Genomic DNA, 21,621 nt, shown 5'->3' on the forward strand with positions numbered 1-21,621 from the left:
CATGAAAAATGAAGATGGCAACCTGCTGATCTTCTCGGGCAACGCGAACCGCCCGCTGGCGCTGGCGGTGTGCCGCGAGCTCGGCGTGCGGCCGGGCAAGGCGCTGGTCTCCACGTTCTCGGACGGCGAGGTCCAGGTCGAGATCGAGGAAAACGTGCGCCGCCAGGACGTGTTCGTCGTGCAGCCGACCAGCGCGCCGACGGCCGAGCACTTCATGGAACTGCTGGTGCTGATCGATGCGCTCAAGCGCGCATCGGCCGACAGTGTCACCGCGGTGGTGCCGTACTTCGGCTACGCCCGGCAGGATCGGCGGATGCGCTCCTCGCGCGTGCCGATCACGGCCAAGGTCGCGGCCAAGATGATCTCCACCGCCGGCGCCGACCAGCTGCTGACCGTGGACCTGCACGCCGACCAGATCCAGGGTTTCTTCGACATACCGGTCGACAACGTCTACGCCTCGCCGCTGCTGCTGGCCGACATCTGGCGCGCGCACGGCACCGACAACCTGATCGTGGTCTCGCCGGACGTCGGCGGCGTGGTGCGGGCACGTGCCATCGCCAAGCGCCTGGACGACGCGGACCTGGCGATCATCGACAAGCGCCGGCCGAAGGCCAACGTGGCTACGGTGATGAACATCATCGGCGACGTGCGCGGCAAGATCTGCGTGCTGGTCGACGACATCGTCGACACCGCCGGCACCCTGTGCGCGGCGGCCGCGGCGCTCAAGGCAGAGGGCGCGACCAAGGTGGTCGCGTACTGCACGCACCCGGTGCTGTCGGGCGCGGCGATCGACAACGTGACCCGCTCCGAGCTCGACGAGCTGGTGGTCACCGACACGATCCCGCTGTCGGAGGCGGCCAGGGCCTGCGGCCGGATCCGCCAGCTCAGCGTCGCCGAGCTGCTGGCCGAGACGATCCGCCGGATCGCGTTCGGCGAGTCGGTGAGTTCGCTGTACGTGGATTGAGGAAGGGCCGGGAATCGAGAATGGGGAATCGGGAATCGTAGAAGCGGGCGTCTGGTCTGTCGCCCTTTCGATTCCCCATTCCCGATTCCCGATTCCCGGGAACGAAGGCTCACCTGGTCGCGGGTGAGTTTCACAACCGCCGCGAGGCGGTCAACGCAAGCAAAGAGAGTAAACAGAAATGTCCGATCACAAACTCACCGCAACCGGCCGCAAGGACGAGGGGAAGGGTGCGAGCCGCCGCCTGCGTCATGCTGGCCAGGTTCCGGCCGTCGTCTACGGTGGCGGCAGCGATCCGCAGAGCGTCCAGCTCGAGCACGAGAAGACCTGGGTCGCCAGCCAGAAGGAATGGTTCTATTCCTCGATCATCGACCTGGACGTCGACGGCAAGGTGCAGAAGGTGCTGCTGCGTGACATGCAGCGTCATCCGTACAAGCAGCTGATCATGCACCTGGACTTCCAGCGCGTGAACCAGAACGAGGCGATCCGCATGTCGGTGCCGCTGCACTTCGTCAACGGCGACACCTCGCCGGCCGGCAAGGCCGCCGACGTGGTGATCATGCACGAGCTGACCGAAGTCGCGATCAGCTGCCTGCCGGCCGACCTGCCGCTGAACATCGAGGTCGACCTGTCGGAGCTCAAGCTCGGCGACACCGTCCACCTGTCGAGCCTGGTGCTGCCCAAGGGCGTCGAGATCCCGCAGCTCAAGCTCGGCCCCGACCATGACGTGGCCATTGTCGTGGCCCGCCAGGGTCGCGTCGAAGCCGAAGAGACGCCGGCCGAGGGCGAGGAAGCCGCCGCCGCCGCGCCGCAGGCCGCCGCCGACGAAGGCGAGGGCGAGGCGAAGGGCGACGCCGAAGGCGAAGAGAAGTAATCGCCGCCGCCGCTGCGCCCCGCGCGGGCGCAGCGTGCGGTTGCCGTTGCGATGGAAGGCCTTCGACTCATCGTCGGGCTGGGCAATCCCGGCCCGGAACACGCACGGACCCGGCACAACGCCGGGTTCCGTTTTGTCGACGCGCTCGCGGAGAAATCCGGCGAGCGTTTCAAGGTCGACGGCAAGCTGTTCGGCGAGACCGCGAAAGTCTCCGTGGGCGGCCAGGGCGTCTGGTTGCTCAAGCCGGCGACCTTCATGAACCTCAGCGGCAAGTCGGTGCTGGCGGCGATGCGGTTCTGGAAGATCGAGCCGGAGCAGACCCTGCTTGCGCACGACGAACTCGACCTGCCGCCTGGCGTTGCACGGCTGAAGTTCGACGGCGGCCACGGCGGCCAGAACGGCCTGCGCGACACCATGCGCCTGCTCGGCCACGGCAAGTTCCACCGGCTGCGCATCGGCATCGGCCATCCCGGCCACAAGGACCGCGTCACGCCCTGGGTACTCGGCCGTGCTTCGGCCGGCGATGACGTCGAGATCGCAAAGGCGATCGACGACGCGCTGGACGTGCTGCCGCTGGCGGTGGCCGGCGACTTCAACGAGGCGATGAAGCGGTTGCACACGCAGAAGGGAGCTGGGGGCTAGGGACTGGGGGCTGGTGAAAGCAACAAGCCAGCCCCCAGTCCCCAGATCCTAGTCCCGGAATAGCCATGGGCATCAAATGCGGCATCGTCGGCCTGCCGAACGTTGGCAAGTCGACCCTTTTCAACGCGCTGACCAAGGCGGGCATCGCCGCGGCCAACTTTCCGTTCTGCACGATCGAGCCGAACGTCGGGGTCGTGCCGGTGCCGGACCCGCGCCTGAACGCGCTGGCGGAAATCGTCAAGCCGCAGAAGGTGTTGCCGACGGCGGTCGAGTTCGTCGACATCGCCGGACTCGTCGCAGGCGCGGCCAGCGGCGAGGGCTTGGGCAACAAGTTCCTGGCCCACATCCGCGAGGTCGACGCGATCACGCACGTGGTGCGCTGCTTCGAGCACGGCGACATCGTGCACGTGTCCGGCAAGGTCGACCCGATCGCCGACATCGAGACCATCGACACCGAGCTGGCGCTGGCGGACCTGGAGTCGGTCGACAAGTCCATCGCCCGCTACGAGCGCGTGGCCAAGAGCGGCGACAAGGATGCGAAGGCGCGGATCGAGGTGCTGCAGAAGCTGCGCGCCGCGCTCGACGAGGGCAGGGCGGCGCGCACGGTCGAACTGGACGAGGACGAGCGCGCGCTGGTGCGTGACCTGTTCCTGCTCACGCGCAAGCCCGTGATGTACGTGGCCAACGTGCTCGAGGACGGCTTCGAGAACAACCCGCACCTCGACGCCGTGCGCGAGCGCGCCGCGGCCGAGGGCGCGGAAGTGGTGCCGGTGTCGGCAGCCATCGAGGAGGAGCTCTCGCAGCTCGACGACGCGGACCGCGATGAGTTCCTCAAGGACCTCGGCCTCGACGAGCCGGGCCTGAACCGCGTCATCCGCGCCGCCTATCGGCTGCTTGGCCTGCAGACCTATTTCACCGCCGGCGTGAAGGAAGTGCGCGCCTGGACGGTCAAGGGCGGCTCGACCGCGCCGCAGGCGGCGGGCGTGATCCACACCGACTTCGAGAAGGGCTTCATCCGCGCCGAGACCATCGGCTATGACGACTTCATCAAGTACCGCGGCGAAGCCGGCGCCCGCGACGCCGGCCGCCTGCGCCTGGAAGGCAAGGAATACCGCGTCCAGGAAGGCGACGTCCTGCACTTCCGCTTCAACGTCTGATGCATCGCCTCGGGCCTGCTGGAAAGGCGGTTTCTCTGATCGCGTGGTCCGTCGCCATCCGACGGGCCCGGCGCGGCCCGCAGGCCTTCGGGGCGAATGTCCCCCGGCAGCCGCCTGCGGCGGCTGCCTCCTCCTTTATTTCGCCCCGAAGGCCTGCGGGCCACGCCGGGCTCGGATCGCAGACTTGCGCCAAGGCCGAGCGCCTGTCTTCAAGGGAAACCCTGATCATTCGTTCTTGATCGTCATTCCCGCGAACGCGGGATCCAGTGCCTTTGCGTTTCAAGGGCTTGAAGTCGCCGCGTCCCCGCGTTCGCGGGGATGACAGCAAATATTCAGAGCTTCCTCGGCGTTTGTGGGACACCGCGCAGGCCGGAACGCCGGGTGCGGGTGTCCTTGGGTGCGAAATAAAGGAGGAGGCGTCGGCCAAAGGCCGGCGCCGGGGGACATTCGCACCCAAGGGCACCCGCACCCGGAGCCCATATGGTTTGCGGACAAGCTCTTTGGCCTTTTTGGGGAAGAAAAAAAAGCCCTCCATCCAGGAGGGCTTTCGTATCCGGGTCGGCAACTACAGCGGCTCGCCGCCGAACTTCCAGGTGAAGTTCAGGTAGTACGCGCGGCCGATCGTGTCGTACCAGTTGAAGTTGTAGTACGGGTAGTCGATGTTGCTGAAGTCGCGCGGCGGCATCTCGTTGGTCAGGTTGTTCACGGCCAGCGAAATGCGGGCATGGTCGGTGATCCTGTAGCCAATCGAAGCGTTGTAGCGCCAGATGGCGGGCAGGTAGGCCTTGACCTCCGGCAGGTAGCTCTCGTCCCAGTCCTGGTACCAGAAGTTCTCGTCCGTGGGGATCTTGCCCAGGCGCGATGCGTACAGCGTGGCGTCCCAGTCGTCGAACTCCCAGCCGATCCTGGCGTTGAACTTGTTGCGCGGGATGTCGTAGCCGCTGTTGATGGCGAGCATGTCGACCAGCGCCGCGTCCGGGGCGTCCCTGCGCTCGTGCGAGTCCACCCAGGTGTAGTTGGCGGAGAAGCGGAACGTGCCGACCCCGGTCTCCAGGCGGTAGTTGGCGCTGGCATCCACGCCGCTGGTCCTTTCCATGCCGATGTTCACGTAGCCGCCGTGGACCGTGGCGATCTGGTTGTCGGGGCCGCTGCGCACGACGCGCGCGATGGTGTCGGCGCAGAACTGCGAGCCGGGATCCTGGCCGATGCCAAGGAGGCAGTCGTGTTCGTCGCGCAGGATCCGGTTCACGCTCAGCGACTGCGTCTGGTCGCGCATCTCGATGTCGTACCAGTCCACGGTGAAGTCCAGCTCCGGCGTCGGCGACCACACCACGCCCGCCGTCCAGGACGTGCTGGTTTCCGGCTTCAACGTCATGTCGCCGCTCCGGTCCAGCTGGAAACCCTCGCTGGAAAAGTCGCAGTCCTCGAACGGGACGCCCGGCTGCTCGGTGGCGCAGCGGTAGTAGTCGATGCCGCCGCTGTCGACGAAACCCCTGCCGGCATACAGGTGGTGCAGCTCCGGCGCGCGGAATGCGGTGCCGTAGGACCCGCGCACCAGCAGCGAGTCGAACGGCCGCCACTCCAGGCCACCGCTGTAGGTGAACTTGCTCTGGGTGCGCCCGGAATAGCGGTACCGGTCGTAGCGGCCGGCCACGCTCAGGTTCAGGCTGTCCAGCAACGGCATGCGCAGTTCGCTGGCGAGCGCCCAGCGGTTGCGGCTGCCGTGGCCGTCCTGGTCCTTCCAGCCCCAGTAGTAGAAGGAGTCGCCGGTGGCCCTGGGATCGGTGTTCAGGTCGTAGCCCTGGTTGCCGAACTCGGCCGTCGCGGCAATGCCCGCCGCGCCGCCGCGCAGCTCGAACAGGTTCGCATTGGTCACCGTGAACGACAGCGCCCCGTTGTGCGACTCGGGGTTGTACACGATGCGCCCCAGCATCGAGTCGAGCTGCGCGGTGGTGAGCGGGGTGTAGAAGCGGTCAAGGTCGCCGTCGTAGATGGGATAGCCGTCGGCATCGATGCCCAGCTGCGGGCCCATGAAGTAGTCGTTCGCCACGTCGGCAATGATGCGCGGCCAGCTCACCTTCGACTGGTACCGCGAGTAGCTCAGCGCCGCCTCGTAATCCCAGTCCTGGCCGAAACGACCGCGAAAACCGGTGCTCAGGCCGAGGGTCTTGCCCGTGGTTTCGGTGAAGCTGTTCTCCACGCCGCCCAGTTCCTGCGGCGTGAACCGGCGGCGCCACCACTCGAGCTGGCCGGTGCTCTGGTTGAAGAAGTAGTCGGTGATGGCATCGGTCTGCGCCGTTTCCCAGGTGGGCAGGCGGCCGAGCTGCTTCATCTCCTGGTAGCCGAGCTGCACGTCGGCGAACCATTGGCTGCCGCCGCCGAAGTCGTAGCTGAAGGAGCCGTAGGCGGTGATGCCGCGGCGCTTGTGGACGATGGTCTGCAGCGCGGAAGTGGTATCGCTGCCGCAATAGGATTCGCCGTAGCGGTTGTCGGTGACGTAGTACGAATCGCGGTTGCCCGCGTCGTTGCAGGTCGCCTCGCCGGGGTCGAGCCAGGTGTCGTACCAGTCGCTGCGGGCGAAGTAGTCCAGCGGCCGGTAGTAGTTGTCGAAATCGGGGATGTCCCTGGACGAATCCTGGCGATCGCGCTGGTAGCCCCACAGCGGCTTCTGGTCGTTCAGCTCCACGCCCATCACCGCGTTCAGGCCGCCGCGCGAGAAGCCGCCGGCCACGGTCAGGTTGTACGATTCGCCGCCGTCAAGGTGGGTATCGCCGTAGCGGAAGTTCACGGTCAGGCCGTCGGCCTGCTTCTTCAGGATGATGTTGACCACGCCGGATACCGCATCGGAGCCGTAGATCGCCGAGGCGCTGCCGGTCAGCACTTCGATGCGGTCCACCATGCCCAGCGGGATGCTGGAAATGTCGGTGGCGCTGACCCCGCCGTCCATCGGCAGGGGGAAGTCGGCCAGGCGGCGGCCGTTGACCAGCACCAGGGTGTGGTTCGGGCCCAGGCCGCGCAGGTCGACCTGCTGCGCACCGGGGGTGAAGTCCGAGTTGCTGATCGATTGCGGGCTCTGGGTCGCGCCGTTGTTCTGGGTCATGGACCGCATCACTTCCGGCATGTTGGTGAAGCCGCTGGCGCTGATCTGCTCGGCGGTGATCACGCTGATCGGCGAAGGCCCTTCGATCTGCGCGCGCGGGATGCGCGAGCCGGTGACCTGCACCGCCTGCAGCTCGGTGGTCTCCGGTTCGTCCGGCTCGGGCGCCGGTTCCGGCGGGGGCGGCGCGACCGGCCGGGGCGCCGCCTGGGCGTGCTGTTCGCCCTTGACGATGATGACTGCGCCCGACGCATCTCGTTTGGGCACGTAGCCGGTGTCCTCCAGCAGCTGGTCGAGCGCCGCGTCGGCCGGCAGGTTGCCCCGCACGCCGCGCGTGCGCGTGCCGCGGAGCTGATCGGCGCGATAGATCAGCTGCGTGCCCGACTGCCTGGCCAGGCTGTCGAGCGCGACTGCCAGGTCGCTGGCGGGAATGTTGATCGGCTGCGCGGGTTCGGCCTGCGCGTAGGCGGACATCGCGAGCAGGCAGGCTGCGGCGATCGGAAGCATGCGGATTCGACTGGACAAAGGACCCCTCCCCAATGGCGCGGACGATGCCCGCCCTCATCTTCTACGTGACGAACGAACGATCCAAATCCCACCCGCCCCGCGGCGCCCCGGCACCTTCCGCGAGCGGGCTAGCGGTCATGCAGCACGATCGCGGCGTCGCCGTATTCGGCGCGCACCGGGAATCCCTGTTCCAGCAGGCGCACGAACGCCTCGGCGTTGGACCAGCGGAAGCTGCCGCCGATCCGCAGCGCGCCGACCGAGGGGTCGGCGATGACGATCTTGCGGGTGTTGTAGCGGTTGAACTCGGCCGCCGCCGCGGCCAGCGAGGTGTCGTGGAAGGCGAGGAAGCCGTCGCGCCAGCTCAGCGCCTGCCGGGCCTGTTCGACGGTGCCCGACTGCACCATCACGCCGTGGGCGCTGGCCACGGCCACGCTGCCGGCCGGCAGCAGGGTTGTGGGCTGGCGGCTGCCGTCGGCGCCGGGGGCGGATTCCAGGCGAACCAGGCCCTCGGTCACCACCACCCGCATGCCGTCGGCGTCGCGCCGCACGGCGAAGCGGGTGCCGACGGCGACCGCCTGGTGGCCGCCCGCGGCGACCACGAACGGCCGCTTCGGGTCCTTGGCGGCGTGGAAGAACGCTTCGCCGCGCTGCAGTTCGATGCGGCGCTCGCGGCGCGACAGCGCGACGACGATGCGGCTGTCGCTGCTGAGGATGGCTTCGGAACCGTCGGCCAGCGGCGCGGTTTCCAGCGCGCCGACCGCGGTGCCGTAGGCGACCGGCTGCACCGTCGGCGAATGAATGCGCCAGCCGAGCGCGAGCGATACGGCCACGATCGCGACCGCGGCGGCGAGGGCGGGCAGTTTCGATTTCGTTTCCCGTCGCCGGGGCGCGAAAACCAGCGCGCCCACGTCCAGCGCGCGGGGATGGCGCACGCTTGCCGGTGCGTCGTCGGCGGACCGGGCGGGCGATTGCCTTGCGCCGGCGCCTGCCGCCTGTCCGGATTGCGGCGATGCCGCCCAGCGTCCGGTGGCGGGCACCTGGCCTGCCGGCAGGCCGGCGCCAAGCGCCTTGAGCCGGCCGCTTTCGCGCCAGGCCGCCTGCAGCCGCAGCCACGCCACGCGGTGCGCGGTGGAAGCCGCGAGCCAGCGGTCCAGCTCGGCCTGGTCGTGCCCGGCCCAGCCGCCGGCGTCACGCCGTGCCAGCCATGCGGCGGCGGCGCGCTCAATCCGGATGCTGTTGGCGATGTCCTTTTCCATCCTCGGTCTCCGGCACACTGGACCGCGTGGCCCGGCGTGCCTGTCCGTTGCCATAGAAGTGTTCGGCCAGCAGCCGAACTCCCTTGGCGACCTGTTTCTCCACCGTCTTCTCGCTGATGCCCAGCCGCGCGGCGACCTCCTTCTGCGGCAGTTCCTCCACCCGGCGCAGCCACACCACCTCGCGGCAGCGCGGCGGCAGGCGGTCGAAGGCCGCCGCCAGCCGGTGCAGGATCTGGTGCGCGTCCAGCCGCCTTTCCGGGGACACCTCGTCTATCAAGACGTTCAAGGCCTCCAGATCACCCACGGGCTCGATCGACACGACCCGGCCGCGGCGCAGTCGGTCGGTGATCAGGTGCCGGGCAGTGGTGAACAGGAAGGCGCGCGGCGCGGTCGGGCGGCTCTTGCCGGCGGCCTCGTAGACGCGGACATAGGCTTCCTGGCGCAGGTCGTGGATTTCCGCGCGGTTGGGCCAGGCGCGATGGAGGAAGGCGACCAGCGCGCCCTCGTGGACGAGGATCTCGCGCGCGAACCAGTCGTCCAGTGAATCGTCCATGCCGTCACGTTATCGCCATTCGCGGCGATGTGGCAGTGGCTGTCGCGCGGGCCCGGGGTGGGGGAAGGAACGCACTCGCTCGTCTTCCTCCCAGGACCGTCATTGCCACGCAGGGATCGAGCGCATGCGCCTGTTCGCGAAGTTGTCCGCCGCCATCGTCCGCGCACCGGCGCTGTTCGCGGGCGTCGTGCTGGCCGCGTGCCTGCTGCCGGGCTTCGCGGTTGCGGCGACGGCGCCCGTGCCGCTTGCCGAGGGCGACGGCTACCGGTACTACGCCATCGGCGACCTGGACGCGGCCCGGCCGGGACCGGTCGAACCGGGCCTGCTGCTGGTCGGCGGCGGGCAATGGCCTTACGAAGCGTTCCGCTGGATGATCGAGCGCGCCGGCCACGGGCATCTCGTGGTCCTGCGCGCTTCGGGCGCGGCCGAGGCGCAGGACGAGTTCTACAACGACATCGGCGGCATCGCCTCGGCGCAGACTTTCGTCTTCAGCGACCGCAAGGCCGCCAGCGATCCGACGGTGCTCGCCGCACTCGAGGCGGCGGACGGCATCTTCATCGCCGGCGGCGACCAGTCCAACTACGTGCGCTACTGGAAGGACACGCCGCTCAGCGCCGCGCTCGACCGCCACGTGCGCGCCGGCAAGCCGCTCGGCGGCACCAGCGCAGGGCTGGCCATCCTCGGCGCCTGGGCCTACGGCGCGATGGACGGCGGCAGCATGACCTCCGAAGTCGCGCTGCGCGATCCGTTCGATCCCGGCGTGACCCTGGTCGACGACTTCCTGCACCTGCCTTACCTGGAGCACGTCATCACCGACAGCCACTTCGCCAAGCGCGACCGCCTCGGCCGCCTGGTGGTCTTCGTCGCCAGGCTGCACGGTGAAGGCGTGGCCGACGTGGCCGGACTGGGCATCGACGAGGGCGCGGCGCTGTGCATCGACGGCGACGGCGTCGGCCGGCTTTATCCGGGCGGACAGGACGGCTTCGCCTGGCTGGTCCGGCCGACGCAGGCGTCGGGGCGGCTCGAGCGCGGCCAGCCGCTGGAAGTCGACGGGGTACGGGTGACCGGCATCGGCGCGGACAGCCGCCTGCGGCTGCCGGGCCTCGAAGTCCAGGCGCCCGCGTTCGAAAAGATCGCCCGGGCGGGCGGCGGTGAACTGGTGCTGCGCGACGCTGCTCCGTCCGCGCCGGCGGCCAGCCGCTAGAATCCCCGCTTCCCCATCCTCCGGGAACCGATCGAATGAACGTGCTGCGTCCCCTGTGTGCCGCCCTGCTGCTGTTCGCCACTGTCCCGGCCCCGGCCGCCGAAGCGCCAGGGACGTTGCTGGTGATCCACGGCGGCGCCGGCCTCCAGCGCGAGGGCACCAGCGAGGCCGACGAAGCCGCGCTGCGCGCCGCCATTACGCTGGCGTTGCGCCGTGGCCATGCGGAGCTGGCTGCCGGCAAGCCGGCGCTGGACGCGGTGACCGCCGCGATCACCGTGCTCGAGGACGACCCCCACTTCAACGCCGGCAAGGGCGCGGTGTTCACCCACGACGGTCGCAACGAGCTGGACGCCTCGCTGATGGACGGCGCCACCCGCATGGCCGGGGCGGTGGCCGGCGTGCACGACGTGAAGAACCCGATCCTGCTGGCACGCGAGGTGATGCAGCACTCCCCGCACGTGATGATGGCCGGCGCGGGCGCCGAAGCCTTCGCCAGGGAGCGGGGCGTGGAGCAGGTCGATCCCTCCTATTTCCGCACCGAGCGGCGCTGGCAGCAGCTGCAGCGGGCGCTGAAGGAGGATGCGGCCGGGCAGGCCCACGCCGAGCCCGAGGTCGCCAAGCATTTCGGTACCGTCGGCGCCCTGGCGCTGGATGGAGAGGGCCACCTGGCCGCCGGCACCTCGACCGGCGGGATGACCGACAAGCGCTACGGCCGGATCGGCGACTCCCCGATCATCGGTGCCGGTACCTACGCCAACGACCGTTGCGCGGTGTCCGGGACCGGCTGGGGCGAGTTCTACATCCGCGTCTCCGCTGCCCATGAGATTTGCGCCCGCATGGCCTATCTCGACGAAACCCCCGTCCAGGCGGGCGAGGCGGTGATCAACCGCGAGATTCCCGCCCTCGGTGGCGACGGCGGCGCCATCGTCCTGTCCGCCGACGGCCAGGTGGCGATGCCGTTCAATACCGAGGGCATGGCCCGCGGCTGGATCGGCGCCGACGGAGTGCCGCACGTGGCGCTGTACTCGGACGAAGCGCTGGGCCTGCCGGGCGAAGCTGCGCCCGCGCCCTGAACGGAGCGGGCAGCGCGGCCGGGGCGACGGCCGGACCGCAACAAAAAGCCGCCATCACCGTTGACATGAATTGCCCCGCACGTCAAAATCGCGGGCTGTTTCACGGGTTTGCACGCAACGACCGGAGGGATACCCAAGCGGCCAACGGGGGCAGACTGTAAATCTGCTGGCTTACGCCTTCGGTGGTTCGAATCCACCTCCCTCCACCAACCGGTTCCGCATGTCGCGGGAGTAGTTCAACGGTAGAACCTCAGCCTTCCAAGCTGATGGTGCGGGTTCGATTCCCGTCTCCCGCTCCATTGCTGCTCTTCCATTGATTTCCCTGCGACACGCACACATTTACATCGCTCACGTAGCTCAGTCGGTAGAGCACCTCCTTGGTAAGGAGGAGGTCGATGGTTCGATTCCATTCGTGAGCACCACTTGCAGTTCCAGATCCGACGTTCCACCCAACACTCCGAATCCAGTCATCCAAACAGTTCAGCGAGAAGCACAGTCATGGCCAAGGGTAAGTTCGAGCGCACCAAGCCCCACGTGAACGTGGGCACGATCGGTCACGTGGACCACGGGAAGACGACGCTGACGGCGGCGCTGACGAAGATCGGCGCGGAACGTTTCGGTGGCGAGTTCAAGGCCTACGACCAGATCGACATGGCGCCGGAAGAGAAGGCGCGCGGGATCACGATTTCGACCTCGCACGTGGAATACGAGTCCCCGACGCGCCACTACGCGCACGTGGACTGCCCGGGCCACGCCGATTACGTGAAGAACATGATCACCGGTGCGGCGCAGATGGACGGCGCGATCCTGGTGTGCTCGGCCGCTGACGGCCCGATGCCGCAGACGCGCGAGCACATCCTGCTGGCGCGCCAGGTGGGCGTGCCGTACATCGTGGTCTACCTGAACAAGGCGGACATGGTGGACGACGCCGAGCTGATGGAGCTGGTGGAGATGGAAGTCCGCGAGCTGCTGAGCAAGTACGAGTTCCCGGGCGACGACACCCCGATCGTGAAGGGTTCGGCGCTCAAGGCGCTGGAAGGCGACCAGTCGGAGATCGGCGTGCCGTCGGTGCTGGCGCTGGTGGAGGCGCTGGACACGTGGATCCCGGAGCCGGAGCGCGACGTGGACAAGGCGTTCCTGATGCCGGTCGAGGACGTGTTCTCGATCTCGGGTCGCGGCACGGTGGTGACCGGTCGCATCGAGCGCGGGATCATCAAGGTGGGCGACGAGATCGAGATCGTCGGCATCCGCCCGACCCAGAAGACCACGGTCACGGGCGTGGAGATGTTCCGCAAGCTGCTGGACCAGGGCCAGGCGGGCGACAACGCGGGCCTGCTGCTGCGCGGCACCAAGCGTGACGACGTGGAGCGCGGCCAGGTGCTGGCCAAGCCGGGCAGCATCACCCCGCACACGGACTTCGAGGCCGAGGTGTACGTGCTGAGCAAGGACGAGGGTGGTCGCCACACGCCGTTCTTCAAGGGTTACCGTCCGCAGTTCTACTTCCGGACCACGGACATCACCGGTGCGGTGACGCTGCCGGAGGGCACGGAGATGGTGATGCCGGGCGACAACGTGAAGATGGCGGTGCAGCTGATCAACCCGGTGGCGATGGACGAAGGCCTGCGTTTCGCGATCCGCGAAGGCGGCCGGACGGTCGGCGCCGGCGTGGTGGCGAAGATCGTCAAGTGACGATTGGCCAGCCCGGCGCCTAGGCGCCGGGCGCCAGCCAATCGTCATCCCCGAGTGCTCTAGTCGGGGATCCAGCTTCAAGACAGCGTCACCTCCCCGCCAAGGCGGGGAACCACGGCGGACCGCGGATTGTCTTTGATCCACGTTCCGCCTTCGCCGTTTCAAGGAAGTGCGTCGCAGGCAGTCGCGGACACGCATCCACGCGTCAGTAGCTCAACTGGCAGAGCAGCGGTCTCCAAAACCGCAGGTTGTAGGTTCGAGTCCTACCTGGCGCGCCACCTGCAGTCGGTCCGCGAAACGCGGTTCGCCACGTGCCAACCCACCAACAGGGCAATCCGGGAATTTCGTGAATAGTCGAGTCGAACAAACCAAGTCAGCTTCTTCGGCCGATGTCGCGATGTACGCGGTCGCGGTGCTGCTGGTGGTGGCCGGCGTATTCGCCTTCTACTGGTTCGACGGCCAGTGGTCGACCGGGCTGCGCATCGGCGCGGTTGTCGGCGGCCTCGTGGCGGCGCTGGCGGTGTTCATGTTCAGCGCGAAGGGGCGCGAGACCCGGGAGTTCCTGTCGGAGTCGCGCTTCGAGCTGCGCAAGGTCGTCTGGCCGACGCGCCAGGAAGCCACCCGCCTGACCTGGATCGTGGCGGGCGTGGTGGTCCTGATCAGTCTGATCATGGCCGGTTTCGACGCGATCGTGCAGTGGGCCATCAAGCTCCTGCTCGGGCACTAGGGAGTCGCCAGGTTGATGGAAATGCAAGACAACAAGCCGGAAGAGAACAGCGGGCCGGACAACAAGCGCTGGTACGTGGTGCACGCCTACTCGGGGTTCGAGAAGTCCGTGGCCCAGGCGCTGCGTGACCGCATCGCGCGTACCGGCATGGAAGAGCGTTTCGGCGACGTGCTGGTGCCGACCGAGGAAGTGGTGGAGATGCGCTCCGGCCAGAAGCGCCGTTCCGAGCGCAAGTTCTTCCCCGGCTACGTGCTGGTGCAGATCACCACCCACGACGAAGGCGGCATTCCGCGCATCGACAGCGAGAGCTGGCACCTGATCAAGGAGACGCCGAAGGTGATGGGCTTCATCGGCGGCACCGCCGACAAGCCGCTGCCGATCCGCGACGACGAGGCCGCCGCGATCCTCGACCGGGTCCAGGAAGGCGTGGAGAAGCCCAAGCCGAAGGTGTTGTTCGAAGCCGGCCAGATGGTCCGCGTCACCGATGGCCCGTTCAACGACTTCAACGGCGTGGTCGAGGAAGTCAATTACGAGAAGAGCCGCCTGCGCGTGGCGGTGCTGATCTTCGGGCGTTCGACGCCCGTGGAGCTGGAATTCGGCCAGGTCGAGAAGGCCTGACGCAAGATTCGTCGGGGCGAGTGGTTCGCCCTGGCAGTGACGCGAGGAGCCCCGCAGCCGCAAGGCGTGCAGGCGTTCGGACTCGCAGGAGTAGAGAGCAATGGCAAAGAAAGTCATCGGTTACATCAAACTGCAGGTCAAGGCAGGCCAGGCGAATCCGTCGCCGCCCGTCGGTCCTGCGCTGGGCCAGCGCGGCCTGAACATCATGGAATTCTGCAAGGCGTTCAACGCCGCCACGCAGAAGCTGGAGCCGGGCCTGCCGATTCCGACCGTGATCACCGCGTATTCGGACCGCACCTTCACCTTCATCACCAAGACGCCGCCCGCGACGATCCTGTTGAAGAAGGCTTCGGGCGTGCAGACCGGCTCCAAGCGCCCCAACACCGAGAAGGTGGGCAAGGTCACCCGCAAGCAGCTCGAGGAAATCGCCAAGGCGAAGGAACCCGACCTGACCGCGGCCGATCTCGATGCAGCAGTGCGCACCATCGCGGGCTCCGCCCGTTCGATGGGCCTGACGGTGGAGGGCTGAGGCCATGGCACAGACCAAGCGACAGAAGAACATCCAGGCCGCCGTCGTCCCGGGCAAGAACTACCCGATCGACGAAGCGCTGAAGATCATCAAGGACAACAGCAAGGCCAAGTTCGTCGAAGCCGTCGACGTGGCCGTGCGACTTGGCGTGGACGCCAAGAAGTCGGACCAGCAGGTGCGCGGTTCCACCGTGCTGCCGGCCGGTACCGGCAAGGCCGTGCGCGTGGCGGTGTTCACCCCGGCTGGCGCCAAGGCCGATGAAGCCCTGGCTGCAGGCGCCGACGCGGTCGGCATGGACGACCTGGCCGAGAAGATGCAGGGTGGCGACCTCAACTACGACGTCGTGATCGCCACCCCGGACGCGATGCGCGTTGTCGGCAAGCTCGGCACGCTGCTCGGCCCGCGCGGCCTGATGCCCAACCCGAAGGTCGGCACCGTGTCGCCGAACCCGGGCGAGGCGGTCAAGAATGCCAAGGGCGGCCAGGTCCGCTACCGCACCGACAAGGCCGGCATCATCCACTGCACGATCGGCAAGGCCGACTTCGACGCCGACAAGCTGAAGGACAACCTGCAGGCGCTGCTCATGGACCTGGTCAAGGCCAAGCCGGCCACCGCCAAGGGCGCCTACCTGCAGAAGATCTCGATCAGCTCGACGATGGGCCCCGGCGTCGCCGTCGACCAGTCGTCGCTGTCGCTGAAGTGACGGTTGCCGGCCGCGCGCAGCGCGGCGCCAGCAATCGTCATCCCCGAATGCTTTAGTCGGGACCAGCGCGCAGCGCGCAGAACGGCCGGAGGCCGGCCCCGCAGGGGCGAGCGCAGCGAGTAATCCAGGGACGTCGACGTTGGTTTTTGATTCACCAGTGACTTCGAAAGCAAAAGTCACTGGGTCCCCGCTTCCGCGGGGATGACGTTCGAAGGTGCCGGGCTCACGCCCGGCATCGAGCACGAAATTTGAGGGCATCGTCGAAGGCGCAAGCCGGACGCGGGGCCGTCAAAGACCGCAGGCGTGGCCTGCGCAGCAACGACGACGGGCATGGATGCTCGCTTGGCATGGAGTCGCCGTCGTTGCCAGCGCCGACCGCTTAATCCCGGAATGCGAAAGCACGAAAGGGCCTGCGTAGATGGTTGCCGACCCTCCAGGATCATCGCAGTACCGATCTTTTGGAAACGGCCACCACCCGGAACGCCACCTGGCGTTCCCCGCGTCGACGGACCGATGCGGCTCATGGCCCGTCTTCAAGCGGATGCGCGAAGGCGGAAATGCAATACGGAGGAGTGCAATGGCTCTCAATCTGACCCAGAAGCAGGAAGTCGTTGCCGAACTGGCCGAGGTCGCGGGTTCCGCGCACTCGCTGGTCGCCGCGGAGTACGTGGGGTTGACGGTCGCCCAGCTGACCGACATGCGCAAGAAGGCGCGCCAGGAAGGCGTGTTCTTGAAAGTTGCCAAGAACACGCTCGTCTCGCGCGCAGTGGAGAACACCGATTACGCCGTCGTCAAGGACGCGCTGACCGGCCCTCTGCTGTACGCCTTCTCGCAGGAAGACCCCGGTGCCGCCGGACGCCTGATCAAGGAGTTCGCCAAGGCGAACGACAAGCTGAAGCCGCGCCTCGTTTCGCTGGGCGGGCAGATGTACCCGGGTTCCCATGTGGATGTCCTGGCGTCGCTGCCGACCCGCGATGAAGCGTTGTCGATGCTGCTCAGCGTCATGGTCCAGCCCGCCACCATGCTGGTGCGCTTGCTGGCCGAGCCGGCCTCGCAGGTCGCCCGCGTCACCAACGCGGTCGGCCAGCAAAAGGCCGCCTGAGGCGATCAGTTCGGTTTACGAGTTTCCAATCGATAGCTGTTTCCAACTTTAGATAACAGAGGTAATCACGATGTCCCTTTCCAACGAGCAGATCATCGAAGCGATCAGCAGCAAGACCCTCGTCGAGGTGATGGAGCTGGTCAAGGCGATGGAAGAGAAGTTCGGCGTGTCCGCCGCCGCCCCGGTGGCCGTTGCCGCCGGTCCGGCTGCCGGCGCCGGTGCCGCCGCTGCCGAAGAGCAGACCGAGTTCACCGTCAACCTGAAGTCCGCCGGCGACAAGAAGGTCGAGGTCATCAAGGTGGTCCGCGCGATCACCGGCCTGGGCCTGAAGGAAGCCAAGGACCTGACCGAAGCCGGTGGCGCGGTCAAGGAAGGCGTTTCGAAGGAAGAAGCTGCCAAGTTCCAGAAGGACCTGGAAGCGGCCGGCGCCACGGTCGAAGTGAAGTAAGCGGTCCTTGCGTCGCCAGCGGTAAGGGCGACCAGCCGAGGCTGGGGGCGAAAGCCCCCGGCCTTTGGCCGTTGTTGCAGTACCCGAAAACTGACACGAGTCGACAGTCGGAAGTAGCGGGAGAAGGCGTGCTGGTGCCGGCAATACCAGCGACTTCCCACTGGCGATTCTCCCCCGGACCGGCGCTGCCGGTTCAGCCTGGGCCGCGGACGCGCGGTCCACAGATGCCCCAAAGGTGTAGCTCCCCATGACGACATCCTCGCACCAGTCGAATTATTCGTTCACCGAGAAAAAGCGGGTCCGCAAGGACTTCGGCAAGCGCGGCTCGATCCTCGAAGTGCCGTTCCTGCTCGCGATCCAGGTCGACTCCTACCGCGAATTCCTGCAGGCCGACACCGATCCGGCCAAGCGCGCCGACCGCGGCCTGCACGCCGCGCTCAAGTCGGTGTTCCCGATCGTCAGCTACAACGGCTACGCGGCCCTCGAGTACGTCGGCTACAAGCTCGGCGACCCGGTGTTCGACGAGCGCGAGTGCCGCCAGCGCGGCATGAGCTACGGCGCGCCGCTGCGCGTGACCGTGCGCCTGGTGATCTACGACCGCGAGTCGTCGAGCAAGGCGATCAAGTACGTGAAGGAGCAGGAGGTCTACATGGGCGAGATCCCGCTCATGACCGACAACGGCACCTTCATCGTCAACGGCACCGAGCGCGTCATCGTCTCGCAGCTGCACCGCTCGCCGGGCGTGTTCTTCGACCACGACCGCGGCAAGACCCATTCGTCGGGCAAGCTGCTGTTCTCTGCCCGCGTGATCCCGTACCGCGGCTCGTGGCTGGACTTCGAGTTCGACCCGAAGGACGCGCTGTTCACCCGCATCGACCGCCGCCGCAAGCTGCCGGTCAGCGTGCTGCTGCGCGCGCTGGGCTACAACAACGAAGAGATGTTGAACGAGTTCTTCGAGATCAACACCTTCCACATCGACCCGGAAGAGGGCGTGCAGCTGGCGCTGGTGCCCGAGCGCCTGCGCGGCGAGACCCTGGACTTCGACCTGGCCGATGGTGACCACGTCATCGTCGAGGCCGGCAAGCGCATCACCGCGCGCCACGTCAAGCAGCTCGCCGACTCGGGCATCGCCGCGCTGGCCGTGCCGGACAGCTACCTGGTCGGCCGCATCCTGTCCCATGACGTGATCGAGGCCGAGACCGGCGAACTGCTGGCCGCCGCCAACGACGAGATCACCGAGGAGACGCTGGAAGCCTTCCGCAAGGCCGGCATCGACGGCATCGGCACGATCTGGGTCAACGACCTGGACCGCGGCGCCTACCTGTCCAACACCCTGCGTATCGACAGCACCAAGACCCAGCTCGAAGCGCTGGTCGAGATCTACCGCATGATGCGTCCCGGCGAGCCGCCGACCAAGGACGCCGCGCAGAACCTGTTCCACAACCTGTTCTTCACCTTCGAGCGCTACGACCTGTCGACCGTCGGCCGGATGAAGTTCAACCGCCGCATCGGCCGCAAGGAAGTCACTGGCGCGCCGATCCTGTACGACGCGCGCTATTTCTCCGAGCGCAAGGACGAGGATTCGGCGCGGATGCGCGAGGAATACGGCGACATGTCCGACATCCTCGACGTGATCAAGGTGCTGACCGAGATCCGCAACGGCCGTGGCACCGTCGACGACATCGACCACCTCGGCAACCGCCGCGTGCGTTCGGTCGGCGAGATGGCCGAGAACGTGTTCCGCGTCGGCCTGGTGCGCGTGGAGCGCGCCGTGCGCGAGCGCCTGACCATGGCCGAGGCCGATGGCCTGACCCCGCAGGAACTGATCAACGCCAAGCCGGTCGCGGCGGCGGTGAAGGAGTTCTTCGGTTCGTCGCAGCTGTCGCAGTTCATGGACCAGAACAACCCGCTGTCCGAGGTCACCCACAAGCGCCGCGTCTCCGCGCTTGGCCCGGGCGGCCTAACCCGCGAGCGCGCCGGCTTCGAGGTGCGCGACGTGCACCCGACGCATTACGGTCGTGTCTGCACCATCGAGACCCCTGAAGGCCCGAACATCGGCCTGATCAACTCGCTGGCCGTGTTCGCGCGGACCAACAAGTACGGCTTCCTCGAGACGCCGTACCGCAAGGTCGTGAACGGCAAGGTCACCGACGACGTCGAGTACCTGTCGGCGATCGAGGAGAACGAGTACGTCATCGCCCAGGCCAACGCGCCGCAGGACGACAAGGGCAACATGACCGCCCAGTTCGTCGACTGCCGCTTCCAGGGCGAGTCGCTGCTCAAGCCGCCGAGCGAGGTGGACTTCATGGACGTTTCGCCCATGCAGACCGTGTCGGTCGCAGCGGCCTTGGTGCCGTTCCTGGAGCACGACGACGCCAACCGCGCGCTGATGGGCGCCAACATGCAGCGCCAGGCCGTGCCGACGTTGCGTGCGCAGAAGCCGCTGGTCGGCACTGGCATCGAGCGCGCCGTGGCGCGCGACTCGGGCGTGACGGTGAACGCGCGCCGCGGCGGCGTGATCGAGCAGATCGACGCCGGCCGCGTCGTGGTCAAGGTCAATGAAGACGAGATTTCCGGCGAGCACGATGCCGGCGTCGACATCTACAACCTGATCAAGTACACGCGCTCCAACCAGAACACCTGCATCAACCAGACCCCGCTGGTCAACGTGGGCGACACGGTCGCGCGCGGCGACGTGCTGGCCGACGGCCCCTCGACCGACATCGGCGAGCTGGCTTTGGGCCAGAACATGCTGGTCGCGTTCATGCCGTGGAACGGCTACAACTTCGAGGACTCGATCCTGCTCTCCGAGCGGGTGGTGATGGAGGATCGCTACACCACGATCCACATCGAGGAACTCACCGTCCAGGCGCGCGACACCAAGCTCGGGCCGGAGGAGATCTCCGCCGACATCCCGAACGTCTCCGAGCAGGCCCTGAACCGCCTCGACGAGAGCGGCGTGGTCTACATCGGCGCCGAAGTGCGCGCCGGCGACATCCTGGTCGGCAAGGTCACGCCGAAGGGCGAGTCGCAGCTGACCCCGGAAGAGAAGCTGCTGCGCGCGATCTTCGGCGAGAAGGCCTCCGACGTGAAGGACAGCTCGCTGCGCGTGCCGCCGGGCATGGACGGCGTGGTCATCGACGTGCAGGTCTTCACCCGCGACGGCATCGAGAAGGACAAGCGTGCCAAGCAGATCGAAGAGAGCGAGATCAAGCACGTCAAGAAGGACTTCGACGACCAGTTCCGCATCCTCGAAAGCGCCATCTACGCCCGCCTGCGCGGGCAGCTGCTGGGCAAGGTCGCCAACGGCGGCGCCGGCTTGAAGAAGGGCGAGACGGTCAGCAGCCTGGTCCTCGACGGCCTGCCGAAGAAGGAATGGTTCAACCTGCGCATGAAGGACGAGGACGCGTCCGAGGCGATCGAGCGCGCGCAGATGCAGATCGAGGCGCACCAGAAGGAGTTCGAACGCCGCTTCCAGGACAAGCGCGGCAAGATCACCCAGGGCGACGACCTCGCCCCGGGCGTGCTGAAGATGGTCAAGGTGTACCTGGCGGTGAAGCGCCGTATCCAGCCGGGCGACAAGATGGCCGGCCGCCACGGCAACAAGGGCGTGGTGTCGACCATCGTGCCGGTGCAGGACATGCCGCACATGGCCAACGGCGAGACCGTGGACATCGTGCTCAACCCGCTGGGCGTGCCGAGCCGAATGAACATCGGCCAGATCCTCGAGGTGCACCTGGGCTGGGCCGCCAAGGGCCTGGGCCGGAAGATCGACGAGATGCTGCAGGCGCAGGCCAAGATCGCCGAGCTGCGCAAGTTCCTCGACGAGATCTACAACCACGACGGCAAGCTGCACGGCCAGCGCGTCGACCTGAAGCAGTTCTCCGACGAGGAACTGCTGACGCTCGCGCGCAACCTGACCGACGGCGTGCCGATGGCCACCCCGGTGTTCGACGGTGCGACCGAGGCCGAGATCAAGAAGATGCTCGCCCTCGCCGACCTGCCGTCCAGCGGCCAGGCGCAGTTGTACGACGGGCGCACCGGCGAGGCGTTCGAGCGCAAGGTGACCGTGGGCTACATGCACATGCTCAAGCTCAACCACCTGGTCGACGACAAGATGCACGCGCGTTCCACCGGCCCGTACTCGCTGGTCACCCAGCAGCCGTTGGGCGGCAAGGCGCAGTTCGGCGGCCAGCGCTTCGGCGAGATGGAAGTCTGGGCGCTGGAAGCCTACGGCGCGGCCTACACCCTGCAGGAAATGCTGACGGTGAAGTCCGACGACGTGCAGGGCCGCAACCAGATGTACAAGAACATCGTCGACGGCGAACACGAAATGGTCGCCGGCATGCCGGAGTCGTTCAACGTGCTGGTCAAGGAAATCCGCTCGCTGGCCATCAACATGGAGCTGGAAGAGCACTGAGGGTCTGGGAGCTGGGGACTAGGGGCTAAGAGCAGCGATCCGCGCTTTTCAGCCCCCAGGT

The 21,621-nt window shown here is 67.2% G+C and carries 17 protein-coding genes and 4 tRNA genes; 18 read left to right on the forward strand and 3 right to left on the reverse strand.

Translation table 11 applies throughout. From position 1 onward, the window contains the following. The first annotated feature begins 1 nt into the window (after position 1). The 4 genes from ACFONC_RS02725 (at position 2) to ychF (ending at position 3,634) form a co-directional block, all read left to right on the forward strand. Positions 2-964: a ribose-phosphate diphosphokinase gene (locus ACFONC_RS02725; protein ID WP_386742083.1), complete on the forward strand. Its 963-nt coding sequence runs from the start codon at positions 2-4 to the stop codon at positions 962-964. A gap of 178 nt (positions 965-1,142) precedes the next feature. Beyond that, positions 1,143-1,835 carry a 50S ribosomal protein L25/general stress protein Ctc gene (locus ACFONC_RS02730; RefSeq protein WP_386742084.1) on the forward strand — a complete coding sequence of 231 codons (693 nt, stop codon included), beginning with the start codon at positions 1,143-1,145 and terminating at the stop codon, positions 1,833-1,835. 51 nt (positions 1,836-1,886) lie between these two features. After that, a complete protein-coding gene (gene pth, locus ACFONC_RS02735) occupies positions 1,887-2,477 on the forward strand; it encodes an aminoacyl-tRNA hydrolase (RefSeq protein ID WP_386742086.1) in 591 nt (196 codons plus the stop codon). Positions 2,478-2,542: 65 nt separating this feature from the next. Then, the gene (gene ychF, locus ACFONC_RS02740; protein ID WP_386742087.1) at positions 2,543-3,634 is read left to right on the forward strand and encodes a redox-regulated ATPase YchF; all 1,092 of its coding nucleotides are present in this window, start codon (positions 2,543-2,545) and stop codon (positions 3,632-3,634) included. 565 nt (positions 3,635-4,199) lie between these two features. Here ychF and ACFONC_RS02745 read toward each other — a convergent pair. The 3 genes from ACFONC_RS02745 to ACFONC_RS02755 form a co-directional block, all read right to left on the reverse strand. Then, complete coding sequence (locus tag ACFONC_RS02745) at positions 4,200-7,238, reverse strand: TonB-dependent receptor domain-containing protein (protein ID WP_386742088.1); 3,039 nt, start codon at positions 7,236-7,238, stop codon at positions 4,200-4,202. 128 nt (positions 7,239-7,366) lie between these two features. After that, on the reverse strand, positions 7,367-8,494 hold the full coding sequence (locus ACFONC_RS02750; RefSeq protein ID WP_386742089.1) for a FecR family protein: 1,128 nt from the start codon (positions 8,492-8,494) through the stop codon (positions 7,367-7,369). Continuing rightward, on the reverse strand, positions 8,460-9,047 hold the full coding sequence (locus ACFONC_RS02755; protein WP_386742090.1) for an RNA polymerase sigma factor: 588 nt from the start codon (positions 9,045-9,047) through the stop codon (positions 8,460-8,462). The genes ACFONC_RS02750 and ACFONC_RS02755 overlap by 35 nt, the downstream gene beginning before the upstream one ends. 124 nt (positions 9,048-9,171) lie before the next feature. On the opposite strand from ACFONC_RS02755, the gene ACFONC_RS02760 reads away from it, so the two are divergent. The 14 genes from ACFONC_RS02760 (at position 9,172) to rpoB (ending at position 21,560) form a co-directional block, all read left to right on the forward strand. Further along, the gene (locus ACFONC_RS02760) at positions 9,172-10,251 is read left to right on the forward strand and encodes a cyanophycinase (protein WP_386742091.1); all 1,080 of its coding nucleotides are present in this window, start codon (positions 9,172-9,174) and stop codon (positions 10,249-10,251) included. Positions 10,252-10,286: 35 nt separating this feature from the next. Next, entirely contained in the window at positions 10,287-11,324 is a 1,038-nt protein-coding gene (locus ACFONC_RS02765; protein ID WP_386742093.1) for an isoaspartyl peptidase/L-asparaginase family protein, read from the forward strand. Positions 11,325-11,447: 123 nt separating this feature from the next. Then, positions 11,448-11,533, forward strand: a tRNA-Tyr gene (locus tag ACFONC_RS02770). Between the two features lie 16 nt (positions 11,534-11,549). Beyond that, positions 11,550-11,623 (forward strand) — tRNA-Gly (locus tag ACFONC_RS02775). 47 nt (positions 11,624-11,670) lie between these two features. Beyond that, positions 11,671-11,746, forward strand: a tRNA-Thr gene (locus ACFONC_RS02780). Between the two features lie 76 nt (positions 11,747-11,822). After that, a complete protein-coding gene (tuf, locus tag ACFONC_RS02785; RefSeq protein WP_386742094.1) occupies positions 11,823-13,013 on the forward strand; it encodes an elongation factor Tu in 1,191 nt (396 codons plus the stop codon). A 202-nt stretch (positions 13,014-13,215) separates the two neighbouring features. Then, positions 13,216-13,291: transfer RNA gene (locus ACFONC_RS02790), tRNA-Trp, on the forward strand. 119 nt (positions 13,292-13,410) lie between these two features. Then, positions 13,411-13,740, forward strand: a complete 330-nt coding sequence (secE, locus tag ACFONC_RS02795) for a preprotein translocase subunit SecE (RefSeq protein ID WP_386742096.1) — start codon at positions 13,411-13,413, stop codon at positions 13,738-13,740. Positions 13,741-13,761: 21 nt separating this feature from the next. After that, positions 13,762-14,358, forward strand: coding sequence for a transcription termination/antitermination protein NusG (gene nusG / locus ACFONC_RS02800; RefSeq protein ID WP_386742224.1), 597 nt, complete (start codon positions 13,762-13,764; stop codon positions 14,356-14,358). Between the two features lie 100 nt (positions 14,359-14,458). Next, the gene (gene rplK / locus ACFONC_RS02805) at positions 14,459-14,887 is read left to right on the forward strand and encodes a 50S ribosomal protein L11 (RefSeq protein WP_386742097.1); all 429 of its coding nucleotides are present in this window, start codon (positions 14,459-14,461) and stop codon (positions 14,885-14,887) included. Positions 14,888-14,891: 4 nt separating this feature from the next. Further along, the gene (gene rplA, locus ACFONC_RS02810) at positions 14,892-15,590 is read left to right on the forward strand and encodes a 50S ribosomal protein L1 (protein WP_386742098.1); all 699 of its coding nucleotides are present in this window, start codon (positions 14,892-14,894) and stop codon (positions 15,588-15,590) included. Positions 15,591-16,167: 577 nt separating this feature from the next. Next, positions 16,168-16,692 (forward strand): 50S ribosomal protein L10, encoded by a 525-nt coding sequence (rplJ, locus tag ACFONC_RS02815; RefSeq protein WP_386742099.1) that lies wholly within the window; start codon positions 16,168-16,170, stop codon positions 16,690-16,692. 70 nt (positions 16,693-16,762) lie between these two features. Further along, positions 16,763-17,140, forward strand: a complete 378-nt coding sequence (gene rplL / locus ACFONC_RS02820) for a 50S ribosomal protein L7/L12 (RefSeq protein WP_386742100.1) — start codon at positions 16,763-16,765, stop codon at positions 17,138-17,140. Positions 17,141-17,387: 247 nt separating this feature from the next. After that, a complete protein-coding gene (rpoB, locus tag ACFONC_RS02825; RefSeq protein WP_386742101.1) occupies positions 17,388-21,560 on the forward strand; it encodes a DNA-directed RNA polymerase subunit beta in 4,173 nt (1,390 codons plus the stop codon). Positions 21,561-21,621: the final 61 nt, after the last annotated feature.

It is taken from the genome of Luteimonas soli, assembly GCF_042648865.1.
In the GTDB taxonomy this organism is placed as follows: Bacteria; Pseudomonadota; Gammaproteobacteria; order Xanthomonadales; family Xanthomonadaceae; genus Luteimonas; species Luteimonas soli.

What these genes read in the sequence shown, in the direction of transcription:
- ACFONC_RS02765 (WP_386742093.1), top strand. Translation starts at nt 10,287, where the DNA reads ATGAACGTGCTGCGTCCCCTGTGTGCCGCCCTGCTGCTGTTCGCCACT.
- pth (WP_386742086.1), top strand. Translation starts at nt 1,887, where the DNA reads ATGGAAGGCCTTCGACTCATCGTCGGGCTGGGCAATCCCGGCCCGGAA.
- ACFONC_RS02745 (WP_386742088.1), bottom strand. Translation starts at nt 7,238, where the DNA reads ATGCTTCCGATCGCCGCAGCCTGCCTGCTCGCGATGTCCGCCTACGCG.
- rplK (WP_386742097.1), top strand. Translation starts at nt 14,459, where the DNA reads ATGGCAAAGAAAGTCATCGGTTACATCAAACTGCAGGTCAAGGCAGGC.
- rplA (WP_386742098.1), top strand. Translation starts at nt 14,892, where the DNA reads ATGGCACAGACCAAGCGACAGAAGAACATCCAGGCCGCCGTCGTCCCG.
- rplL (WP_386742100.1), top strand. Translation starts at nt 16,763, where the DNA reads ATGTCCCTTTCCAACGAGCAGATCATCGAAGCGATCAGCAGCAAGACC.
- rpoB (WP_386742101.1), top strand. Translation starts at nt 17,388, where the DNA reads ATGACGACATCCTCGCACCAGTCGAATTATTCGTTCACCGAGAAAAAG.
- ACFONC_RS02750 (WP_386742089.1), bottom strand. Translation starts at nt 8,494, where the DNA reads ATGGAAAAGGACATCGCCAACAGCATCCGGATTGAGCGCGCCGCCGCC.
- ACFONC_RS02730 (WP_386742084.1), top strand. Translation starts at nt 1,143, where the DNA reads ATGTCCGATCACAAACTCACCGCAACCGGCCGCAAGGACGAGGGGAAG.
- ACFONC_RS02755 (WP_386742090.1), bottom strand. Translation starts at nt 9,047, where the DNA reads ATGGACGATTCACTGGACGACTGGTTCGCGCGCGAGATCCTCGTCCAC.
- ACFONC_RS02760 (WP_386742091.1), top strand. Translation starts at nt 9,172, where the DNA reads ATGCGCCTGTTCGCGAAGTTGTCCGCCGCCATCGTCCGCGCACCGGCG.
- nusG (WP_386742224.1), top strand. Translation starts at nt 13,762, where the DNA reads ATGCAAGACAACAAGCCGGAAGAGAACAGCGGGCCGGACAACAAGCGC.
- secE (WP_386742096.1), top strand. Translation starts at nt 13,411, where the DNA reads ATGTACGCGGTCGCGGTGCTGCTGGTGGTGGCCGGCGTATTCGCCTTC.
- ACFONC_RS02725 (WP_386742083.1), top strand. Translation starts at nt 2, where the DNA reads ATGAAAAATGAAGATGGCAACCTGCTGATCTTCTCGGGCAACGCGAAC.
- ychF (WP_386742087.1), top strand. Translation starts at nt 2,543, where the DNA reads ATGGGCATCAAATGCGGCATCGTCGGCCTGCCGAACGTTGGCAAGTCG.
- tuf (WP_386742094.1), top strand. Translation starts at nt 11,823, where the DNA reads ATGGCCAAGGGTAAGTTCGAGCGCACCAAGCCCCACGTGAACGTGGGC.
- rplJ (WP_386742099.1), top strand. Translation starts at nt 16,168, where the DNA reads ATGGCTCTCAATCTGACCCAGAAGCAGGAAGTCGTTGCCGAACTGGCC.